At 71.0% G+C, this 16,576-nt stretch carries 17 protein-coding genes and 1 tRNA gene; 11 read left to right on the top strand and 7 right to left on the bottom strand.

Features of this window, described 5'->3' with window-relative positions; all coding sequences use genetic code 11:
- Positions 1–3: 3 nt before the first annotated feature.
- From ACQUQ1_RS11685 to ACQUQ1_RS11700, 4 genes are all read right to left on the bottom strand, one after another.
- On the bottom strand, positions 4–684 hold the full coding sequence (locus ACQUQ1_RS11685) for a class II aldolase/adducin family protein (RefSeq protein WP_435064480.1): 681 nt from the start codon (positions 682–684) through the stop codon (positions 4–6).
- Complete coding sequence (locus ACQUQ1_RS11690) at positions 681–1,427, bottom strand: HAD family hydrolase (RefSeq protein WP_435064481.1); 747 nt, start codon at positions 1,425–1,427, stop codon at positions 681–683. The genes ACQUQ1_RS11685 and ACQUQ1_RS11690 overlap by 4 nt, the downstream gene beginning before the upstream one ends.
- Before the next feature lie 235 nt (positions 1,428–1,662).
- Positions 1,663–2,223, bottom strand: coding sequence for a hypothetical protein (locus ACQUQ1_RS11695; RefSeq protein WP_435064482.1), 561 nt, complete (start codon positions 2,221–2,223; stop codon positions 1,663–1,665).
- A gap of 66 nt (positions 2,224–2,289) precedes the next feature.
- The gene (locus tag ACQUQ1_RS11700) at positions 2,290–3,054 is read right to left on the bottom strand and encodes a DUF5781 family protein (RefSeq protein WP_435064483.1); all 765 of its coding nucleotides are present in this window, start codon (positions 3,052–3,054) and stop codon (positions 2,290–2,292) included.
- Positions 3,055–3,197: 143 nt separating this feature from the next.
- Here ACQUQ1_RS11700 and ACQUQ1_RS11705 point away from each other — a divergent pair, with 143 nt between their 5' ends.
- The 8 genes from ACQUQ1_RS11705 to ACQUQ1_RS11740 all read left to right on the top strand — a co-directional run bounded on the left by ACQUQ1_RS11705 (position 3,198) and on the right by ACQUQ1_RS11740 (position 10,788).
- A complete protein-coding gene (locus ACQUQ1_RS11705) occupies positions 3,198–3,617 on the top strand; it encodes a group I truncated hemoglobin (RefSeq protein ID WP_435064484.1) in 420 nt (139 codons plus the stop codon).
- A gap of 157 nt (positions 3,618–3,774) precedes the next feature.
- On the top strand, positions 3,775–5,967 hold the full coding sequence (locus ACQUQ1_RS11710) for an elongation factor EF-2 (protein ID WP_435064485.1): 2,193 nt from the start codon (positions 3,775–3,777) through the stop codon (positions 5,965–5,967).
- A 406-nt stretch (positions 5,968–6,373) separates the two neighbouring features.
- Positions 6,374–7,018 carry an amino acid-binding protein gene (locus tag ACQUQ1_RS11715; RefSeq protein WP_435064486.1) on the top strand — a complete coding sequence of 215 codons (645 nt, stop codon included), beginning with the start codon at positions 6,374–6,376 and terminating at the stop codon, positions 7,016–7,018.
- The gene (locus ACQUQ1_RS11720; RefSeq protein WP_435064487.1) at positions 7,015–7,989 is read left to right on the top strand and encodes a homoserine dehydrogenase; all 975 of its coding nucleotides are present in this window, start codon (positions 7,015–7,017) and stop codon (positions 7,987–7,989) included. The genes ACQUQ1_RS11715 and ACQUQ1_RS11720 overlap by 4 nt, the downstream gene beginning before the upstream one ends.
- Positions 7,990–8,319: 330 nt before the next feature.
- A complete protein-coding gene (gene tuf / locus ACQUQ1_RS11725) occupies positions 8,320–9,585 on the top strand; it encodes a translation elongation factor EF-1 subunit alpha (protein WP_435064488.1) in 1,266 nt (421 codons plus the stop codon).
- Positions 9,586–9,900: a 30S ribosomal protein S10 gene (rpsJ, locus tag ACQUQ1_RS11730; RefSeq protein WP_073306642.1), complete on the top strand. Its 315-nt coding sequence runs from the start codon at positions 9,586–9,588 to the stop codon at positions 9,898–9,900.
- Between the two features lie 114 nt (positions 9,901–10,014).
- Positions 10,015–10,653, top strand: a complete 639-nt coding sequence (locus ACQUQ1_RS11735) for a rhomboid family intramembrane serine protease (RefSeq protein WP_435064489.1) — start codon at positions 10,015–10,017, stop codon at positions 10,651–10,653.
- A 63-nt stretch (positions 10,654–10,716) separates the two neighbouring features.
- Positions 10,717–10,788 (top strand) — tRNA-Ala (locus ACQUQ1_RS11740).
- 243 nt (positions 10,789–11,031) lie between these two features.
- Here ACQUQ1_RS11740 and ACQUQ1_RS11745 read toward each other — a convergent pair.
- Both ACQUQ1_RS11745 and ACQUQ1_RS11750 read right to left on the bottom strand, forming a co-directional pair.
- Entirely contained in the window at positions 11,032–11,955 is a 924-nt protein-coding gene (locus ACQUQ1_RS11745; protein WP_435064490.1) for an MBL fold metallo-hydrolase, read from the bottom strand.
- A 274-nt stretch (positions 11,956–12,229) separates the two neighbouring features.
- Entirely contained in the window at positions 12,230–12,661 is a 432-nt protein-coding gene (locus ACQUQ1_RS11750; RefSeq protein WP_435064491.1) for an ester cyclase, read from the bottom strand.
- 159 nt (positions 12,662–12,820) lie between these two features.
- Here ACQUQ1_RS11750 and ACQUQ1_RS11755 point away from each other — a divergent pair, with 159 nt between their 5' ends.
- Positions 12,821–13,252 carry a universal stress protein gene (locus ACQUQ1_RS11755; protein WP_435064492.1) on the top strand — a complete coding sequence of 144 codons (432 nt, stop codon included), beginning with the start codon at positions 12,821–12,823 and terminating at the stop codon, positions 13,250–13,252.
- Positions 13,253–13,264: 12 nt separating this feature from the next.
- Here the strand turns inward: ACQUQ1_RS11755 and ACQUQ1_RS11760 are convergent, their stop codons facing one another.
- Positions 13,265–14,470, bottom strand: a complete 1,206-nt coding sequence (locus ACQUQ1_RS11760; RefSeq protein WP_435064493.1) for an anion permease — start codon at positions 14,468–14,470, stop codon at positions 13,265–13,267.
- Between the two features lie 470 nt (positions 14,471–14,940).
- Here ACQUQ1_RS11760 and ACQUQ1_RS11765 point away from each other — a divergent pair, with 470 nt between their 5' ends.
- Positions 14,941–16,260, top strand: a complete 1,320-nt coding sequence (locus ACQUQ1_RS11765; protein WP_435064494.1) for a glycosyltransferase — start codon at positions 14,941–14,943, stop codon at positions 16,258–16,260.
- A gap of 124 nt (positions 16,261–16,384) precedes the next feature.
- Positions 16,385–16,570, top strand: a complete 186-nt coding sequence (locus tag ACQUQ1_RS11770) for a hypothetical protein (protein ID WP_435064495.1) — start codon at positions 16,385–16,387, stop codon at positions 16,568–16,570.
- Positions 16,571–16,576 lie beyond the last annotated feature (6 nt).

Raw genomic sequence — 16,576 nt, forward strand, 5'->3', positions numbered from 1 at the left:
GGATCACTCCTCCCCCTGCCCGTAGCTCCGGAACTGCTCGATGGCGGTGTCCAGTTCCGACTCGGGCAGCTCGGTCGGCTCGCCGACGGCCGACGCCCGGAGGTACAGCCGCGAGAGGTCCTCGACGTGGGTCGTGTGCTCCAGGGCCGTCCCGACGTCGTCGGCGGTGACGACGAGGCCGTGGTTCTCGATGAACGACGCCGTGGCGTCGGCCTCCTCCATCGCTGCGACGACGTTCGCGGCCAGCTCCTCGGTGCCGTAGGGGGCGTACTCGGCGACGGGGACGCGCTTGCCGACCGAGACGATCATGTAGTGGATGGGAGGGAGCTCCCGGTGGAGCACGCCCATCGTCGTCGCCCACGGCGAGTGGGTGTGGACGATGGCCTCGGAGCCGTACCCCCGGTAGATGTGGCGGTGCATCGGCACCTCGCTGGAGGGCTTCATCCGGCCGGCGACGCGCTCGCCGTCGAGGTCCACGACCGGCACGTCCGCGGCGTCGAAGGCGTCGTAGGCGACGCCGGTGGGCGTCACGGCGAAGCGGTCGCCGTCGCGGACGCTCAGGTTGCCCGTCCGACCGGGCGTGAGCGCCGCCAGGTCGGGCGCGTGTTCGACGACCGCCTCGCGGGCGTCCGCGAGGAGCAGGTCGTCGCCGCCGTCGTCCGGCCCCACGGTCCCGTCGCTCACAGCGCCACCTCCGTCACCGCCGACAGCGAGTCGAGGCGGTGGTCCGGCTCGCGGAGGGTCGCGGCCGGGTCCTCCGCCGCCTCGCCGGCGCCGTGGCCGTCGCCCCCGCCGGTCGCGTCCGCGGGACCGTTGAACAGCGCCGTCGTCGCGCCGACGGCGTTGCCGCCCTCGATGTCGTTGGCGGGGGAGTTGCCGACGACGAGCGTCTCGGCGGGCGTCCGGCCGAGGCGCGCGAGCGCCGTCGTGAACACGGGCGCGGCTGGCTTCTCGCGGCCGACCTCCTCGCTCGTCACGAGCGTGTCGAGGCGGCCGTCGACGCCGAGGCGGGCGAGCTTCCGGAGCTGGATCCGGGTCGTGAGGTTCGTCACGACGGCCACGTCGACCCCTCCCTCCGCCAGCGCGTCGAGGGTGTCGAGCGCGTCGTCGAACGCCGTCATCTCCGCGAGGAAGGCGTCCCAGTAGGCGTCGCCGAGCGCGCGGGCGAGGTCGGCGTCGAACGCGCCGGGCAACCCCTCGGCGAGCCGCTTGTAGTAGATGTGACGGCTGTGGGCGCTGGCGGTCCCGCCGACCTCGCGTTTCGTCGCGCGGCGGGCGCGCCGGCGCCGCGCCTCGAAGGCGTCGGCGTCCAGGTCGCCGCCGCGGTCGCGGTACGTCTCGAACGCCGCGCGCCTGCCGGCCTCGTCGCACGGGGCGTACGGGTAGAGCGTGTCGTCCAGGTCGAACAACACGGCGTCGACGGACATACCCGCACCCTCACGAGGGCAGGACAAATCGGTTCCGACGCGCGGTCGACGGGTCCGGCCCGCGGTCGGGCGGGCGGCCCGGCGAGGGGTGACGCGGGGGAAGTCGACACGGCACTGACCGGCAGGGTCGCTCGCGTGCGGCGGCGAGGGTTCAAATACCGGGGCGGGACCACACCCGCCACGGGCGAAGGGACGCGCCCGTCAGGCTCGCGAGCCACCCCCGGTCCCTCGGCCGCTACTCCCCGCGGCGGCCGAGGCGACCGAACGCGAGGTATCGACCGACGAGCACCAGCGCGAGACTCGCTCCGACGACCAGCAGCAGCGGCCCGTACTGACCGCCGGAGCGGGGAGCGAACACCCCAGCCGCGACGAGCAGACCGAGCCCGCCGACGACCGCCAGCGCCGCGCCGGCGGCGACCCGCGGCCCGTCGACGCCGTCGGCCGAGCGCGCCAGCGACGCGGCGAGCGCCGCGAGGACGGCCAGCACCCCGAGGAATCCGGCGAACGCGGCGTCGTAGGCCGCCGAACTCGGGAACGCCGGGAGCGTCGCCTCGAGCGCGTCGAACCCGACGATCAGGAGGTAGCCGGGGACGGCGAAGGGCAGGAACGGGACCGCGTACAGCAGGCCGTACAGGCCGGCGACGACGCCGCCGGCGACGGCGCCGTCCGCCAGGAGCGTCCGCGGGGCGAAGGGCGAACGGCCCGTCCCGTCGGGATCGGGGCCGGGGCCGGATGCGGAATCGGCGGCGGATCCCCTCGGGGACTCGGCGGCGTCCGTGGAGGGGTCGGGGTCCATACCCGGTCGTTCGCACGCGGCCGGCAAGTAGCTGCCGCGCCGGCGGGACGCGGCCCCCGGCGCCGCTCAGTCGGCCGCCGGCGCGCCCCCGTCCGCGTCGACGGCGTACAGCCGGGCGGCGTCGACCAGCGCCTTCCGGTACTCCGACTCCGAGGGGTCGCGCGCGAGCGACCGGAACAACCGCGTGAACGCCGGCACGTCGACGCCGGGGGCGTCGTCGTCGGCCGCGTGGACGAGGTCGTGGAGGCGGTGGTCGTCGTCCACGAGGCCGTGGCGCTCGCACATCGCCAGCGCGAACGCCGCGTTCACCGCGGTGATGTCGGGGTCGGCGCCGCGGGTGACGAGCCGCGACTCCGGGTTGGGGTGCTCGCGCGGGCGGTCGGCGACCGCGGCCGCCAGCTGCGACTCGAAGAAGGTGACGAGCTTCCCGCCCGGCCCGACAGAGAGGGTGATGTCGTCGGCGTAGACGTCCTTCATGTGGTTCGCGATCTGGTAGCAGTGCGCGAGCTTCCGCCGCTCCACGGAGGCCCCCGAGAGCGCGAGGAACAGCGCCTCGTCGGTCGACTGGTGGTGCGAGGGATGCGGCTCCTCGTAGCGGGCCATGTGCGACAGCTCGTGGAGCGCGAGCTCGCGCGCCATCGCCGAGGTGGCCGCCTTCCGGGAGATGTTGAGCACGTGCCGGTCGTCGTAGTGGGCGGCCCAGGTGCGCTCCTCGGGGCTGTCGCGGACGCTGACCTCCACCGGAAGCGAGAGGTCGTGCTCGGTCTCGAAGAGGGTCGCCGCCCCCAGGAAGGGGTCGGGCGGGACGGCGCCCCGGACGCGGATGTCCATGTGTGCAGTTGACACGGGGTGCGCCGGTTTGACTCTTGTGCCGTCGGCGGGTCCCGTCGGACGCCGAACGGACGGCACGGTTGTGCGTCGCGGGCGAAACCATCACGTACAATTATTATGTATAGACGAGGACCTGTGTTCGGATGAGCGATCAGGAGTCCGAGTCGCTGTACGAGCGTCTCGGTGGCGCCTACGGCATCGCCGGCGCGGTGGACGTACTGACCGAGCGACTGTTCGAGAACGACACGGCCAACCGGAACCCCGTCACCGCGGAGTTCCACGAGGAGCACGACCCGGCGGGGTTCAAGTACCTCGTCACGGCGTGGACCATCGAGCACACCGGGGGACCGGAGGTGTACCCCGGGCGGGACATGGAGGAGGCCCACGAGGAACTGGAGGTCACGGAACTGGAGTTCGACGTGGTGCGCACGGAGATCAAGGCCACGCTGTACCACGTGGGCGTGCCGGAGCCGGAGACCCGGGAGCTGATGGGGATCATCGACATGTTCCGCGACGAGGTCGTCGCGGACGAGCACCGCGACGAGAGCTGGACGGCACCGTAGGGGACCGCCGTGGCGCCGCGGGGCCCCCGTTCCCGCCGTCGGCCGGGGCGGACGATCCCCACGGGACGGCGTACCACGGTGTCACGTCCCCGGATTCGGCGGTTTCGGCGCCGGCAAAGCACTACCCTTTTGACCGGGCGGAGAATACCGGACGGTAATGGGCCGACGAAAGAAAATCGTACAGGAATGTGAGGAGCTGATGGACGAGCCGGAGCAGATCCGGAACATCGCCATCGCCGCTCACGTCGACCACGGGAAGACGACACTGACGGACAACCTGCTCGCCGGCGCGGGCATGATCGCCGACGCGGACGAGGCGACCCAGCTCGTGATGGACACCGAGGAGGACGAGCAGGAGCGCGGGATCACCATCGACGCGGCGAACGTCTCGATGACCCACGAGTACGAGGGGGAGAACCACCTCATCAACCTCATCGACACGCCCGGCCACGTCGACTTCGGCGGGGACGTGACCCGCGCGATGCGCGCCGTCGACGGCGCGCTCGTCGTGGTCGACGCCGTCGAGGGCGCGATGCCCCAGACGGAGACGGTCGTCCGGCAGGCGCTGCGCGAGGGCGTCAAGCCGGCGCTGTTCATCAACAAGGTCGACCGCCTCATCTCCGAACTCCAGGAGGGGCCCGAGGAGATGCAGCAGCGCCTCCAGGACGTCATCGCCGACGTCAACGAGCTCATCCGCGGGATGACCGAGGAGATGGACGACATCGACGAGGACTGGACGGTCTCCGTCGAGGAGGGGACCGTCGGGTTCGGCTCGGCGCTGTACAAGTGGGGCGTCTCGCTCCCGTCGATGCAGCGCACCGGCATGTCGTTCGCCGACATCATCGAGCTGGAGCGCGAGCACAAGCGCCAGGAGCTGCACGAGCGGACGCCGCTGGCGGACGTCGTGCTCGACATGGTCGCCGAGCACTTCCCGAACCCGCTGAAGGCGCAGCCGTTCCGCATCCCGCGCATCTGGCGCGGCGACGACGACTCCGACATCGCCGAGGACATGCGGACGGTCAACCGCGAGGGCGACATCGTGTTCATGGCGACCGACATCGGGATGGACCCCCACGCCGGCGAGATCGTCACCGGCCGCGTCTTCTCGGGCACCCTCGAGAAGGGCCAGGAGCTGTACGTCTCCGGCACCGCGGGCAAGAACCGCGTCCAGTCGGTCGGGATCTACATGGGCGGCGAGCGCGAGGAGCTCGACCGCGGCGTCCCGGCGGGCAACATCGCGGCCGTCACCGGCCTGAAGGACGCCATCGCCGGCTCGACCGTCTCCGACGTGGAGATGACGCCGTTCGAGTCGATCGAGCACATCTCCGAGCCGGTCATCACGAAGTCCGTCGAGGCCAAGAGCATGGACGACCTGCCGAAGCTCATCAAGACGCTCCAGCAGGTCGCCAAGGAGGACCCCACCATCCGCGTGGAGATCAACGAGGACACCGGCGAACACCTCATCTCCGGGCAGGGCGAGCTCCACCTCGAGGTCATCACCCAGCGCATCCAGAAGAACCAGGGAATCCCCGTCGAGACGGGCGAGCCCATCGTGGTGTACCGCGAGCAGCCGCAGACGGCCTCCCGGGAGGTCGAGGGCGTCTCGCCGAACCGTCACAACAAGTTCTACATCACCGTCGAGCCGCTGGCCGACGACATCGTCGAGACGATCAAGCTCGGCGAGGCGTCGATGGACATGCCCGAGCTGGAGCGCCGCGAGGCGCTCCAGGAGGCCGGCATGGACAAGGATACCTCCCAGAACGTCGAGCACATCCACGGGACGAACGTCCTCATCGACGACACGAAGGGGATCCAGCACCTGAACGAGACGATGGAGCTGGTGATCGAGGGCCTCGAGGAGGCGCTCGACGACGGCCCCCTGGCGGCCGAGCCGGTGCAGGGCGCGCTGCTGCGCCTGCACGACGCCCGCCTGCACGAGGACACCATCCACCGCGGCCCGGCGCAGGTCATCCCCGCCGTCCGCGACGCCGTCCACCGCGCGCTCATCGACGGCGAGGTCCGGCTCCTCGAGCCGATCCAGGACGTCCGCATCGACGTGCCCAGCGAACACATGGGCGACGCCTCCGGAGAGATCCAGGGCCGTCGCGGCCGCGTCGACGACATGTACCAGGAGGGCGACCTCATGGTCATCGAGGGCATCGCGCCCGTCGAGGAGATGATCGGCTTCTCCAGCGACATCCGCTCGGCCACGGAGGGTCGCGCCTCCTGGAACACGGAGAACGCGGGCTTCCGCGTGCTGGTCGACAACCTCCAGCGCGAGAAGATCATGGAGATCCGCGAGCGCAAGGGCATGAAGCTGGAGCTGCCCGAGTCGGTCGACTACATCTAAGCGATCGCCGCGACGCTGCGGCTTCTCTCTCTTTCCACACCCTCGAGGAGCGGCAGCACTGTCGCGTCGGCGTCGATCCGTCGGATCACCCGGCGATCTGGTGAAGCTTCGTCGACTATCTCACAGGATCGTTTACACACTGGCAAGCATCGCCAGGGTAGAAGGCTTATCACCTCCCCGTCTACACGGGTACGATATGCCAAGTGGCACGACCCACGGTCGGCGCGACGGCTGCAGACAGGACGCCCAGCCCCGCACGCCGATCACAATTATCGGGTCCGGAGCCACACCCCCCGGCGGAACACGGTCGACGGCGGACGAGAGCGGAGAGGCGGGCTCGCGCCGTCGCGTCGGCGACGACGCCGCCCCGACGGGGCCGACCGCGGACGAACGGGGGCGCGCGTAGATGCCCTCGGAGTCGACGCCAGCCCCCGACGAGCAGTCGGTGGACTCCGAGGCGCCGGGCGAGGCGGCCGCCGACGGCGACCGCGACCACGACGCCGAGGACGCCGAGCCGGACGGGGGGCGCGAGACCGAGCTTCAGGCCCACACGATCAGGCTGGAGCTCGTCGACGAGCCGGGCCAGCTGCTCGCGGCGCTGGAGCCCATCGCGGACAACGGGGCGAACCTGCTGTCCATCTTCCACGAGCGCGGGAGCCTCACGCCGCGGGGGCGGATCCCCGTCGAGGTGGACATCGAGTGCCCGCCCGCGCGCTTCGAGCCCATCCTCGAGGACCTCCGCGAGCGCGGCGTGAACGTGATTCAGGCGGACGCCGAGGAGTACGGCGACGAGGTGACGCTGATCCTCGTGGGCCACCTCGTGGACACGGACCTGTCGGACACGCTCAAGAGCATCCAGGACCGATCGGGCGCGTCGGTCGCCGACATCGACCTGTCGGCGCCCGCGGGCGCCGGGTCGAAGGCGCACTCGAGCGCCCGGCTCCGCCTGCGGGCGCGCGCCGGCGAGATCGCGGACGTCGTCGAGACGGTGCGCGAGGTGGCCGACGAGAAGGGCTTCGACGTCATCGCCCCGCTGGAGGGCCGCCCATGAGGCTCGCGGTGCTGGGCGCCGGCGCGGTCGGTCGGTCGGTCGCGGACCTGGCCGACGAGTACGGCCACGAGGTGACCGCCCTGGCGGACTCCTCGTCGGCCGTCGTCGACGCCGACGGCGTGGACGTGGAGGCCGCCCTCACCCGCAAGGACGCCGGCGAGCCGCTCGGCGACGCCGCCCCCGGCGACGCGCTCGCCGGCGAGTACGACGCCCTCGTGGAGGCGACGCCGACGACGCTCGGGGACGCCGAGCCGGGGTTCTCGCACCTCCGGACGGCGCTGGAGCGCGATCGCCACGTCGTGCTCGCGAACAAAGGCCCCGTCGCCGAGCGCTACGCCGACGTGCGCGAGCTGGAGGCCGACTCCGCCGGGGAGGTGTACTTCGAGGCGACCGTCGGCGGCGCCATCCCGGTGTGCGCGACCGTCGACGACCTGGGTGCCGAGCACGTCTCGGCGGTCCGGGGCGTGCTCAACGGGACCGCGAACTTCGTGCTCTCGCGCATGGCCGCCGAGGGGCTCGACTACGACCACGTGCTCGCGGAGGCGCAGGACCTGGGCGTCGCGGAGGCCGACCCCTCCTTCGACGTGGAGGGCACCGACGCGGCGCTGAAGTGCGTCATCCTGGCGAACGTGCTCCGGGAGGCCGACTGCGACTCCCTCGCGGAACTCCGGGCGGCCGAGGTGACCCTCGCGGACGCCGAGGTCGAGGGCATCCGCGACATCCCCGGGAGCGCGCTCGAGCTCGCCGCCGAGGACGGCCGGACCGTCAGGCTCGTCGGGGAGGCCACGCGCGAGGCCGTCAGCGTCGGCCCGCGGCTCGTCCCCGAGAACGGGACGCTCGCGGTGACCGGGACGAGGAACATCGTCGAGATCGACCACGAGTACGCCGGCGGCCTCGCCATCTCCGGGCGCGGCGCCGGCGGCGAGGAGACCGCGAGCGCGGTGCTGGCCGACGTGGCGCGCCTGGAGTGAGAGCCGCGGGGCGGAACGGACCGACCGGGCCCGGCGGAGCGGATCCGGGCTCCCCCGGGCCGTCGCCGGACGATCTCCCCCCGCCCGTCGCATCGCTCGCGTCGTCCCGTCGGTTCCGCCGCTTCGTTCGAGCCGTTCGTACGCGAACGGAACCCCCGGATCGGGGGCGGCGACGGCCGGTCGATCGCGCGTGCAAACACGACACACGGCACGGGGACACACGCGAAATCGCAAGAGGGCGGAGGGGTAGACTGCCCCGCGTATCGAAATGGTTTTAGGGCGTTCGACCGATACAAGTCCTTACAGAGCGCCTCAGCGCGTGATTCCAACATGAGCGACAAACCCCACCAGAACCTGGCCATCATCGGCCACGTCGACCACGGGAAGTCCACGCTCGTCGGGCGGCTCCTCTTCGAGACAGGGAGCGTCCCCGAGCACGTGATCGAGCAGCACCGAGAGGAAGCCGAGGAGAAGGGCAAGGGCGGATTCGAGTTCGCCTACGTCATGGACAACCTGGCCGAGGAGCGCGAGCGCGGTGTCACCATCGACATCGCCCACCAGGAGTTCGACACCGACGAGTACTACTTCACCATCGTCGACTGCCCGGGCCACCGTGACTTCGTGAAGAACATGATCACGGGCGCCTCGCAGGCCGACAACGCGGTGCTCGTCGTCGCGGCCGACGACGGCGTCGCGCCCCAGACCCGCGAGCACGTCTTCCTGGCCCGCACGCTCGGCATCAACGAGCTGATCGTCGGGATCAACAAGATGGACCTCGTCGACTACTCGGAGGACTCCTACAAGGAGGTCGTCTCCGAGGTCGAGGAGCTGCTCAAGCAGGTCCGCTTCGGCACCGAGGACGCGAGCTTCATCCCGATCTCGGCGTTCGAGGGCGACAACATCGCCGAGCGCTCGGACAACACGCCGTGGTACGACGGCAAGATCCTGCTGGAGGCCCTCAACAGCCTCCCCGAGTCGGAGCCGCCGACGGACGCGCCGCTGCGGCTGCCCATCCAGGACGTGTACACCATCTCCGGCATCGGGACCGTCCCGGTCGGACGCCTGGAGACCGGCGAGATGCGCCCCGGCGACAACGTCTCCTTCCAGCCGTCCGACGCGGGCGGCGAGGTGAAGACGATCGAGATGCACCACGAGGAGGTCGACTACGCGGGCCCCGGCGACAACGTCGGATTCAACGTCCGCGGCGTCGGCAAGGACGACATCCGCCGCGGCGACGTCTGCGGCCCCGCGGACGACCCGCCGACGGTCGCCGAGACGTTCCAGGCGCAGGTCGTCGTCATGCAGCACCCGTCGGTCATCACGGCCGGCTACACCCCCGTCTTCCACGCCCACACGGCGCAGGTCGCGTGTACGATCGAGTCGCTCGATCAGAAGCTCGACCCGTCCTCGGGCGAGGTCGCCGAGGAGAACCCGGACTTCATCAAGTCCGGCGACGCCGCCATCGTGACGGTGCGCCCGCAAAAGCCCCTCAGCATCGAGCCGTCCAGCGAGATCCCGGAACTGGGCTCCTTCGCCATCCGCGACATGGGTCAGACCATCGCGGCCGGCAAGGTGCTCTCCGTCGACGAGCGGTAAATGCCCGGGCAACAAGCGCGCGTCCGACTCGCGGGCACGAGCCCCGACGACCTGGACGACATCTGCGACGACGTCCGCGAGATCGCGGACAAGACCGGCGTGGCCCTGTCGGGCCCCATTCCGCTCCCCACGAAGACGCTGGAGGTCCCGTCGCGCAAGTCCCCCGACGGGGAGGGGACCGCGACGTGGGAGCACTGGGAGATGCGCGTCCACAAGCGGCTGATCGACATCGACGCCGACGAACGCGCGCTCCGCCAGCTCATGCGGATCCAGGTCCCGAACGACGTCTCCATCGAGATCGTCCTCGAGGACTGACCTGAGGCGCACCGGACCGGCTCCCCGGTCCGACGTCCCGTCCGATTCCGTTCTCCCGTTTTTCCCGCCCCCAGCGACGGCACCGTTTTGCGTCCGCGGAGCGCAGCCTCCGGTATGGCCTCCGATCGGGCCCCGACGCCGACGCGGCGTGGACGCCCGCGGGACGGGACCCCCCTCCGGCCGGTCGCCGAGACGCTCGCGGCGATGACGCTCGTCTCCGGCGCGTTCTGGCTCGCCGGGCTCCTCGCGGCGCCGCTGGCGGCGCTGCTGTTCGTCCTGTCGCCGCCCGCGCTCGCGCGCCCCTGGACGCTCGTGACGAGCGTGTACGCCCACGCGGGCTTCGGCCACCTGCTGTCGAACGCGGTCGTGGTCGTCGTCGCGGGAGTCCCCGTCGCGGCGGCGACGACCAGGGTTCGATTTCACGCGTTCGTGCTCTCGACGGGCGCGCTCGCCGGCCTCGCGCAGGTGTGGCTCGGCGGGCTGTTCGCGCCGGCCGGGGTCGGCGTCGTCGGGATCAGCGGCGCGGCGTTCGCGCTCGTCGGCTACGTCGTCGCCGCCAACCCCGCCGCCGACGCGCTGGGGAGGCTGGCCGACCGGCTCGGCGCGTCGACGCGCGCGGTGACCGTCGCCGTCGCCGTCGTCGCGCTCCTCGTCGCCGTCGCGTTCAGCGGGCCGGGGAGCGCGCTGATCGCCCACTTCGTCGGGCTGGCCTGCGGGCTGGCGGCGGGCCGCGTGCGGCTGCTTCGCGTGTGAGGAACGCACGAGGGGAGGGCGAAACGGAACGCTCAAGTGTCGTCCCGGGTTTCGTTCGGATGCGGGCTCGTAGATCAGCGGTAGATCGCTTCCTTCGCAAGGAAGAGGCCCTGGGTTCAAATCCCAGCGAGTCCACTTCTATACGGGGTGCTCGCGAAGGCCCCGATTTCTCGCGAGAGCAGCACTGACACGGAATCGTTCAGTGACAGCCTCGCGCAACCAACCCGCGTAGGAGGTGAAGTTCGCCGGGACCTGGGTTGCACCCACGCCGTCCCCGAAGTATCGGCCGTTTGCTCGGGGCGGTCGGCGCTCGCTTCCCGCCCACGCTCCGGCGTGTTTCGGGAGTGGCGTCGATGTTCGGTCGGGCGGCGGAGGATCTCACTCGTTCGTTCCCGAAAGCGGCTCCCATTCGTACGCGGTGTCGGTGCGTTCGACGTGACCGAGCCCCGGCGTCGGGAAGTGTTGGGCCATGACGAGTGCGTCTTCGGCAACCGCTCGCTCCAGCAGAGTTCGTCGGGAGTCAACGAGCGTCGTCGGGTCGAGGTCGAACGCGGCGTACCAGTCCGGTCGTTCGATCTGCGCGGGGAAGATCACGAGGTCGACCAGATAGAGGAACGTCTCGCCCTCCGACGTGACTTCGACGGCGACGTGTCCCGGCGTGTGTCCCGGGGCCGGAAGCGTTCGGACGCCCGGGACGATCTCCGTCGGTCCGTCCGGGAGCCGATCGAGGCGCCCGGCCTCCCCCAACGGACGGACGTTGGTTTCCGCGAACGTGATCATGGCCTCCTTGACGTGGTCCGGGACCTGTAACTCGGAGAGGTCCGGATCGGTCAACCAGAACTCGTGTTCCCGGTCCGGAACGAGGTACTGCGCGTTGGGGAACGCGGGCGCCCCGTCCGCATCGAGGGTACCACCGACGTGATCCGGATGAACGTGCGTCAGGAGCACCCGATCGATGGCCGCCGGGTCCACACCCACCGCCCGAAGGTTCGACTGGAGCTTGCCGGTGTGTTCGCCCAGGTCGCCACCGCCGGTGTCAACGAGAACGGTGTGGTCTGCTGTCCGGAGGACGAGACACGGATACGGGCTCACGTACGTCTCCCACGACGCCGGATCGATCCCGTATCCTTCGAGGACTGTCGCTAACTCGTCCTCGTCGGCGTTGGCGAAGAACGCCCGTCCGGGATCGGGGTACGCGTAGCTGCCGTCGCTGACGACCGTACACTCGACCGTGCCGATCGGGAGTTCGTAGTTCCGCTCCGCCGCCTCATGACGTGTGTCGATGTCGGTTCTTGCTGGCACTGAGATCACCGTCCGATGCGTCTCCGGCGACGGAGGTTCCCCGTCCCCTCTACCGCTACTGAGAACGCCGCCTGTCCCTACGGCGGCTATCGTGTTAGCTGTTACCGGACACCACTCGAAACAGCACGTACGTGACGAGTATGTGCGCCGTACGTAGCGTTCGCGCGTCCCCGGTGTTCCCGCGACGGCGAGATCTTACGGAGGTACAAAACTGGGAAGTTCGGTAGGGTCGCGAACGGACCCCGGGGAGAGATACGGAGACCCGACGATCTCTTCAGGCTGGCGGAGCGGGAAGCTCCGTCCGCCCGAGCTGCCGAAACAGCCCGAGCAGATCGGGCCTGCCCCACCGCTCCACGATCTTCCCGTCCTCCAGCCGCATGAACGCCATCGCTTCGATCTCGAACGCGTTTCCGGTCGGCTCGATTCCCATGAACGTGCCCTCGTGGGTTCCACGTTGCGTCATCCGAACGGCGACGGTGTCGTCCTCCGCGACGATGTCCCGCGGCGTAACGACGAAGTCGGGGAACGCGGTCCGTACCGTCTTCAGGGTTTCCACGACCGCCTCACGGCCGGTCGTTTCGCCCGACGGAGTGTGGTCGGCGATATCTTCGGCGAGGAACTCCTCCGCCGTGTCGTAGTTCCCCCCGTTGATGAACTCCTCCGCGAACCGGCGGACGATCTCCTTGTTATCGACCAGTGCGGGCATGGTGATCCGATAGAAGGGACGCGCCTAGACGAGATAAGCTAGCATACACCAATGCAATCACGGCTATCCGGACTTCGATGTCCGGTCGGTCGCCGTGTCGTCGCCGCCCGTCCGTCGGACGACCACCGTCGATATGTGCGAGGGGACCCAAGCGGTCGTATGGCGCCATCGCACGTCCTCGTCCCGCTCGACGGGTCGCCGCTGGCGGACGAGGCGTTCAGGCAGGCGCTCGACCTCTTCGACTGTCGGGTGACGGTCCTGAACGTGGTGACACCGATCGACGAGGGCATGAGCGAGGGGGGGATCCTCGACACCGACGGGGACCGCCGTGCGGACGCGCGGGACCGGGCCGACCGCGTCGTCGAACGGGCGAGGGCGCGGGCCACCGACGTCGACAGACAGGTCGAGACGGCGGTGGAGACCGGCGACCCGGCCGAGGCGATCCTCGGCTACGTCGCCGCCCACGACGTCGACCACGTCGTGATGGGGGGCCACGGCGGCGAGCGGGGGGACATCGCTCGCCGGTTGCTCGGGACCGTGGCGACGAGCGTCGTCGGCGAGGCCCCCGTGACCGTGACCGTCGTCCGCTGAGCCGGCGTCCGCTCACCCGCCGAGCACCGCGGCGAAGACCCTGTAGAGCCCGAACCCGATCGCGGTGGAGGCGGCGAGCGTGACGAGCCAGAACGCGATGGTCACGCCGATCTTCCGGCGGGAGACGCCCGCCGAGCCGCCGGCGAGCCCGCCGCCGATGACGCCGGAGATGATGATGTTGTTGAACGAGATAGGGATCCCCAGCGCGATGGCCAGCTGTGCGATGACGAACCCGGGAACCAGCGCGGCGATGGAGCGCCTGACTCCCAACTGTGCGTACTCGCGGGAGGTCGCCTGGAGCAGCTTGGGCGCGCCCATCCAGGCGCCCGCGAGGATGCCGGTCGCGCCCAGCGCCAGCAGGACGATGCCGGGCAGTCCGAGTTCGGCCCCGTAGAGGTTCTCCAGCGGCCCGGTCGCCAACCCGACCTGGCTGCCGCCGCTGGAGAAGGCGACGACGCTCCCGAGGAGGATGAGGAACGTCCGGATGCCGTCGTCGACCGACGCCCGGGTCCGCCGGCGGATGAACCGGAACCCCGCCGCGGCGGCCGCCAGCGTCACGATCACCGCCAGGGGGTCGACCCCGGCGACCGTCGGCGTCGGGACCTGACGCGCGATGAACCCCGCGACGGAACTCTGGGTCGCGTCGGGCGGCGAGGGGATGACCCCCAGTCGGACGTTGGCGACGATGCCGCCGACGACCGCCGCGAGCAGCGGGACGCCGACGGTCTCCGGGATGTCGTCGCGTCGGAGGATCGTGGCGGTGAGATAGGCGAGCCCGCCCGAAACGGGCGGGACGAGCGCCCAGAAGAGCGCGATGCGTCGGTACGTGTCGATAGCGGGGTCGCCGCCGAGCGAGAGGCCGACGCCGACCATCGCGCCGGTCGTCGCGAACGCCGCCGGGACCGGATAGCCGGTGTAGACGCCGAACGCCATGAACCCGGTGGCGGTCAGCAGGCCGGCCGTCGCCGCCAGCGACGTGATCTGGACGCCGTCGATGAGCCCCGCCCCGACCGTCTCGGAGATCGCCCCGCCCTGCGTGAGCGCGCCCAGCGCCGCGAGGATGCCGATGAGGAAGGCCGCCCGCATCGTCGAGATGGCGTTGGCGCCGATCGCCGGGGCGAACGGCGGCGAGTTGCTGTTGGCGCCGAGCGCCCACGCGGTGGCGAGGCTGGTGAGCGTCGCCACCACGACGAGCGCCCAGAAGACGACTCCCGCCACGCCTAGCGCCCTCCACGGACGGGGGCTTGAACCATGGCAGCCGGTTCGGCGGACGCGGTGATTAATCGTTCGTCCTCACGGTGCTCCCGCTCGTCGGGGCGTTCGGCGTCAGGCTTCCGGTCGCGAGTGACCTACTCGCGGTCGGTCGGCCCGCCGTAGCGGTACTGCTCTCCGTCCACGGCTCGCCGGTCAGCGCCACGGACCGCTACTTCCGTCCGGTGGTCGTCGGCCGGACGGGTCGATCGACGTCGCGACCATCGCCGTGGGCGTCCTCGGTGGGATCGGTCTGTTCGGATCGGTCGGCCCGTTCGTCGGTCCCGTCGTGCTCGGCGGGTCCGAGGCCGTCCTCGACCTGGTTGCCCGGGAGCGGGCAGACTCGACCGCCGGCGAGTCGGGGATCGGTCCCCGCGGCGCTCCACGGTCGCCACAAGACACATCAACGCCCCGCCGAAGTACGCTGTGGATCCAACATGGCACCGACGGTAGCCGTCGCGCACTACCCGGAGGGGGCGGGACACGCGACACGGATGTTGGCGATCGCGGAGGCGATCGAGAACGCCGGGGGGACCGTGCGGATGGCCGGCGGCGGCGCGGGTACGGAGTTCGTCGCGCTCAACGGCTACGACGAGTTCGAGCCGACGACCGTCGACTACATCGACACCTATCAGGACGGGTCGCTGTGGCGTGCGGCGAGCAGGAGCGTCCCGGCGAGCCTGCGCCGCATCGCCGACTACCGGGCGTGGCTGTCGGCGACCGACCCCGACGCGCTGGTGACCGACGACATGTTCGCCGCGCTGGCGGCCTCGCGGTGCGACGTGCCGCTGTACGTGCTGAAACACGACATGCCGGGACTGTACGACGACGTCCTCGAACGAACGGGCGCCCGGTTTCACACGCTGTTCCAGCTATCGACCGCCCGGGAGTTCTTCTACCCGGTCGTGTGGCCGGAGTCGGGCGCCGACCCGGCGCGGGCGACGCGGATCCCGCCGGTCGCGCTCGACGGCGAGCCGCCGGTCCGCGAGGAGTACGACGTGGTCGTCGTCCCGAGTCACTACTCGTCGCTATCCCGGATCGCGACGCACCTCCGCAGACAGGGGTACGACGTGCTCGACGTCTCCGACGAGTCGTGGGATCCGGTCGAGTCGCTGCTGCCGTACGTCCGCGGCGCCGACGCGGTCGTCTGTTCGGGGTACTCGACGGTCATGGACGCGGCCGTCGCGGGAACGCCCTGCGTCGTCCACCCGGCGACCGACGAGCAGGACGCCGTCGCCGACTGGCTCGAACGGTTTGACGTGGCGGGGTTCGCGGTCGCCCCCGACCCGATCGACGTGCTCGACGCCGTAGCGGACCCGCCGGACCCGCCGGCGTTCGAGAACGGCGCCGCCGTCATCGCCCGGCGGGTCCTGACCGACCTCCGGGACCCGGACCCGTACGCGGCTGCCGACCCCGAGGGGTTCGGGCGGACGGACGGGGACGCTCCGAGAGCGGACCGCTCCGCGCTGGCGACCGCGGCGACCGTTCCGACGCTGGCGGCGGCGTGCCTGGTCGCGACCGGGAGCCTTCTCTCGCCCGCGCGGGCGGGGCGCTCCGTCGCCGAGGCCGGTCGGTCGGCCGCCTCCGCCGCCGGTCGGTTCGGCGGCGCGGCCCGGACGGCGGTCGCGCGCGCCGGCCGCGTGGGGGCGGGAGCGACGCGGACGGTCGGAAGCGCCCTCTCGTCGGCCGGCGACGGGTGTCTGCGCGCTCTCCGGCGGTGTCGACGCGCCGCGTCTCGGGCGCGGCGGCCGTTCTGAGGACCGGTTCGACCGTCCCCGGACCGTCGGCCGGCACGCGGACCGGCGTCCGGACGCCGTCCCTCGGTTTCACTTTCACTCCGCATGGCTCGCGTACAAGTCCCCTCCGTCCGCACGAGGGTGTATGAGCACGACACCGACCGTCGCCTCGCCCGAGCGCGTCGAGGTTGAGACGGGGACCCGCGCGCGTATCGACGTGACCGAGACGAGCGTCGACGAGGTCGAATCGTTCCTGCGGCGCAACGACTGCACGGTCCACTTCGAGCGACGCGGGGGCACGACCGACCTGGTCGTCGTCGCCGACGGGTAGCGGACG

This window comes from Halobaculum sp. EA56 (assembly GCF_051195075.1).
Classification (GTDB): Archaea; Halobacteriota; Halobacteria; order Halobacteriales; family Haloferacaceae; genus Halobaculum.

Excerpts from the sequence above, each read along its gene's own strand:
- ACQUQ1_RS11690 (WP_435064481.1), bottom strand. The coding sequence starts at position 1,427 with ATGTCCGTCGACGCCGTGTTGTTCGACCTGGACGACACGCTCTACCCG.
- ACQUQ1_RS11695 (WP_435064482.1), bottom strand. The coding sequence starts at position 2,223 with ATGGACCCCGACCCCTCCACGGACGCCGCCGAGTCCCCGAGGGGATCC.
- ACQUQ1_RS11700 (WP_435064483.1), bottom strand. The coding sequence starts at position 3,054 with ATGGACATCCGCGTCCGGGGCGCCGTCCCGCCCGACCCCTTCCTGGGG.
- ACQUQ1_RS11705 (WP_435064484.1), top strand. The coding sequence starts at position 3,198 with ATGAGCGATCAGGAGTCCGAGTCGCTGTACGAGCGTCTCGGTGGCGCC.
- ACQUQ1_RS11710 (WP_435064485.1), top strand. The coding sequence starts at position 3,775 with ATGGGCCGACGAAAGAAAATCGTACAGGAATGTGAGGAGCTGATGGAC.
- ACQUQ1_RS11715 (WP_435064486.1), top strand. The coding sequence starts at position 6,374 with ATGCCCTCGGAGTCGACGCCAGCCCCCGACGAGCAGTCGGTGGACTCC.
- ACQUQ1_RS11720 (WP_435064487.1), top strand. The coding sequence starts at position 7,015 with ATGAGGCTCGCGGTGCTGGGCGCCGGCGCGGTCGGTCGGTCGGTCGCG.
- tuf (WP_435064488.1), top strand. The coding sequence starts at position 8,320 with ATGAGCGACAAACCCCACCAGAACCTGGCCATCATCGGCCACGTCGAC.
- rpsJ (WP_073306642.1), top strand. The coding sequence starts at position 9,586 with ATGCCCGGGCAACAAGCGCGCGTCCGACTCGCGGGCACGAGCCCCGAC.
- ACQUQ1_RS11735 (WP_435064489.1), top strand. The coding sequence starts at position 10,015 with ATGGCCTCCGATCGGGCCCCGACGCCGACGCGGCGTGGACGCCCGCGG.
- ACQUQ1_RS11750 (WP_435064491.1), bottom strand. The coding sequence starts at position 12,661 with ATGCCCGCACTGGTCGATAACAAGGAGATCGTCCGCCGGTTCGCGGAG.
- ACQUQ1_RS11755 (WP_435064492.1), top strand. The coding sequence starts at position 12,821 with ATGGCGCCATCGCACGTCCTCGTCCCGCTCGACGGGTCGCCGCTGGCG.
- ACQUQ1_RS11765 (WP_435064494.1), top strand. The coding sequence starts at position 14,941 with ATGGCACCGACGGTAGCCGTCGCGCACTACCCGGAGGGGGCGGGACAC.
- ACQUQ1_RS11770 (WP_435064495.1), top strand. The coding sequence starts at position 16,385 with ATGAGCACGACACCGACCGTCGCCTCGCCCGAGCGCGTCGAGGTTGAG.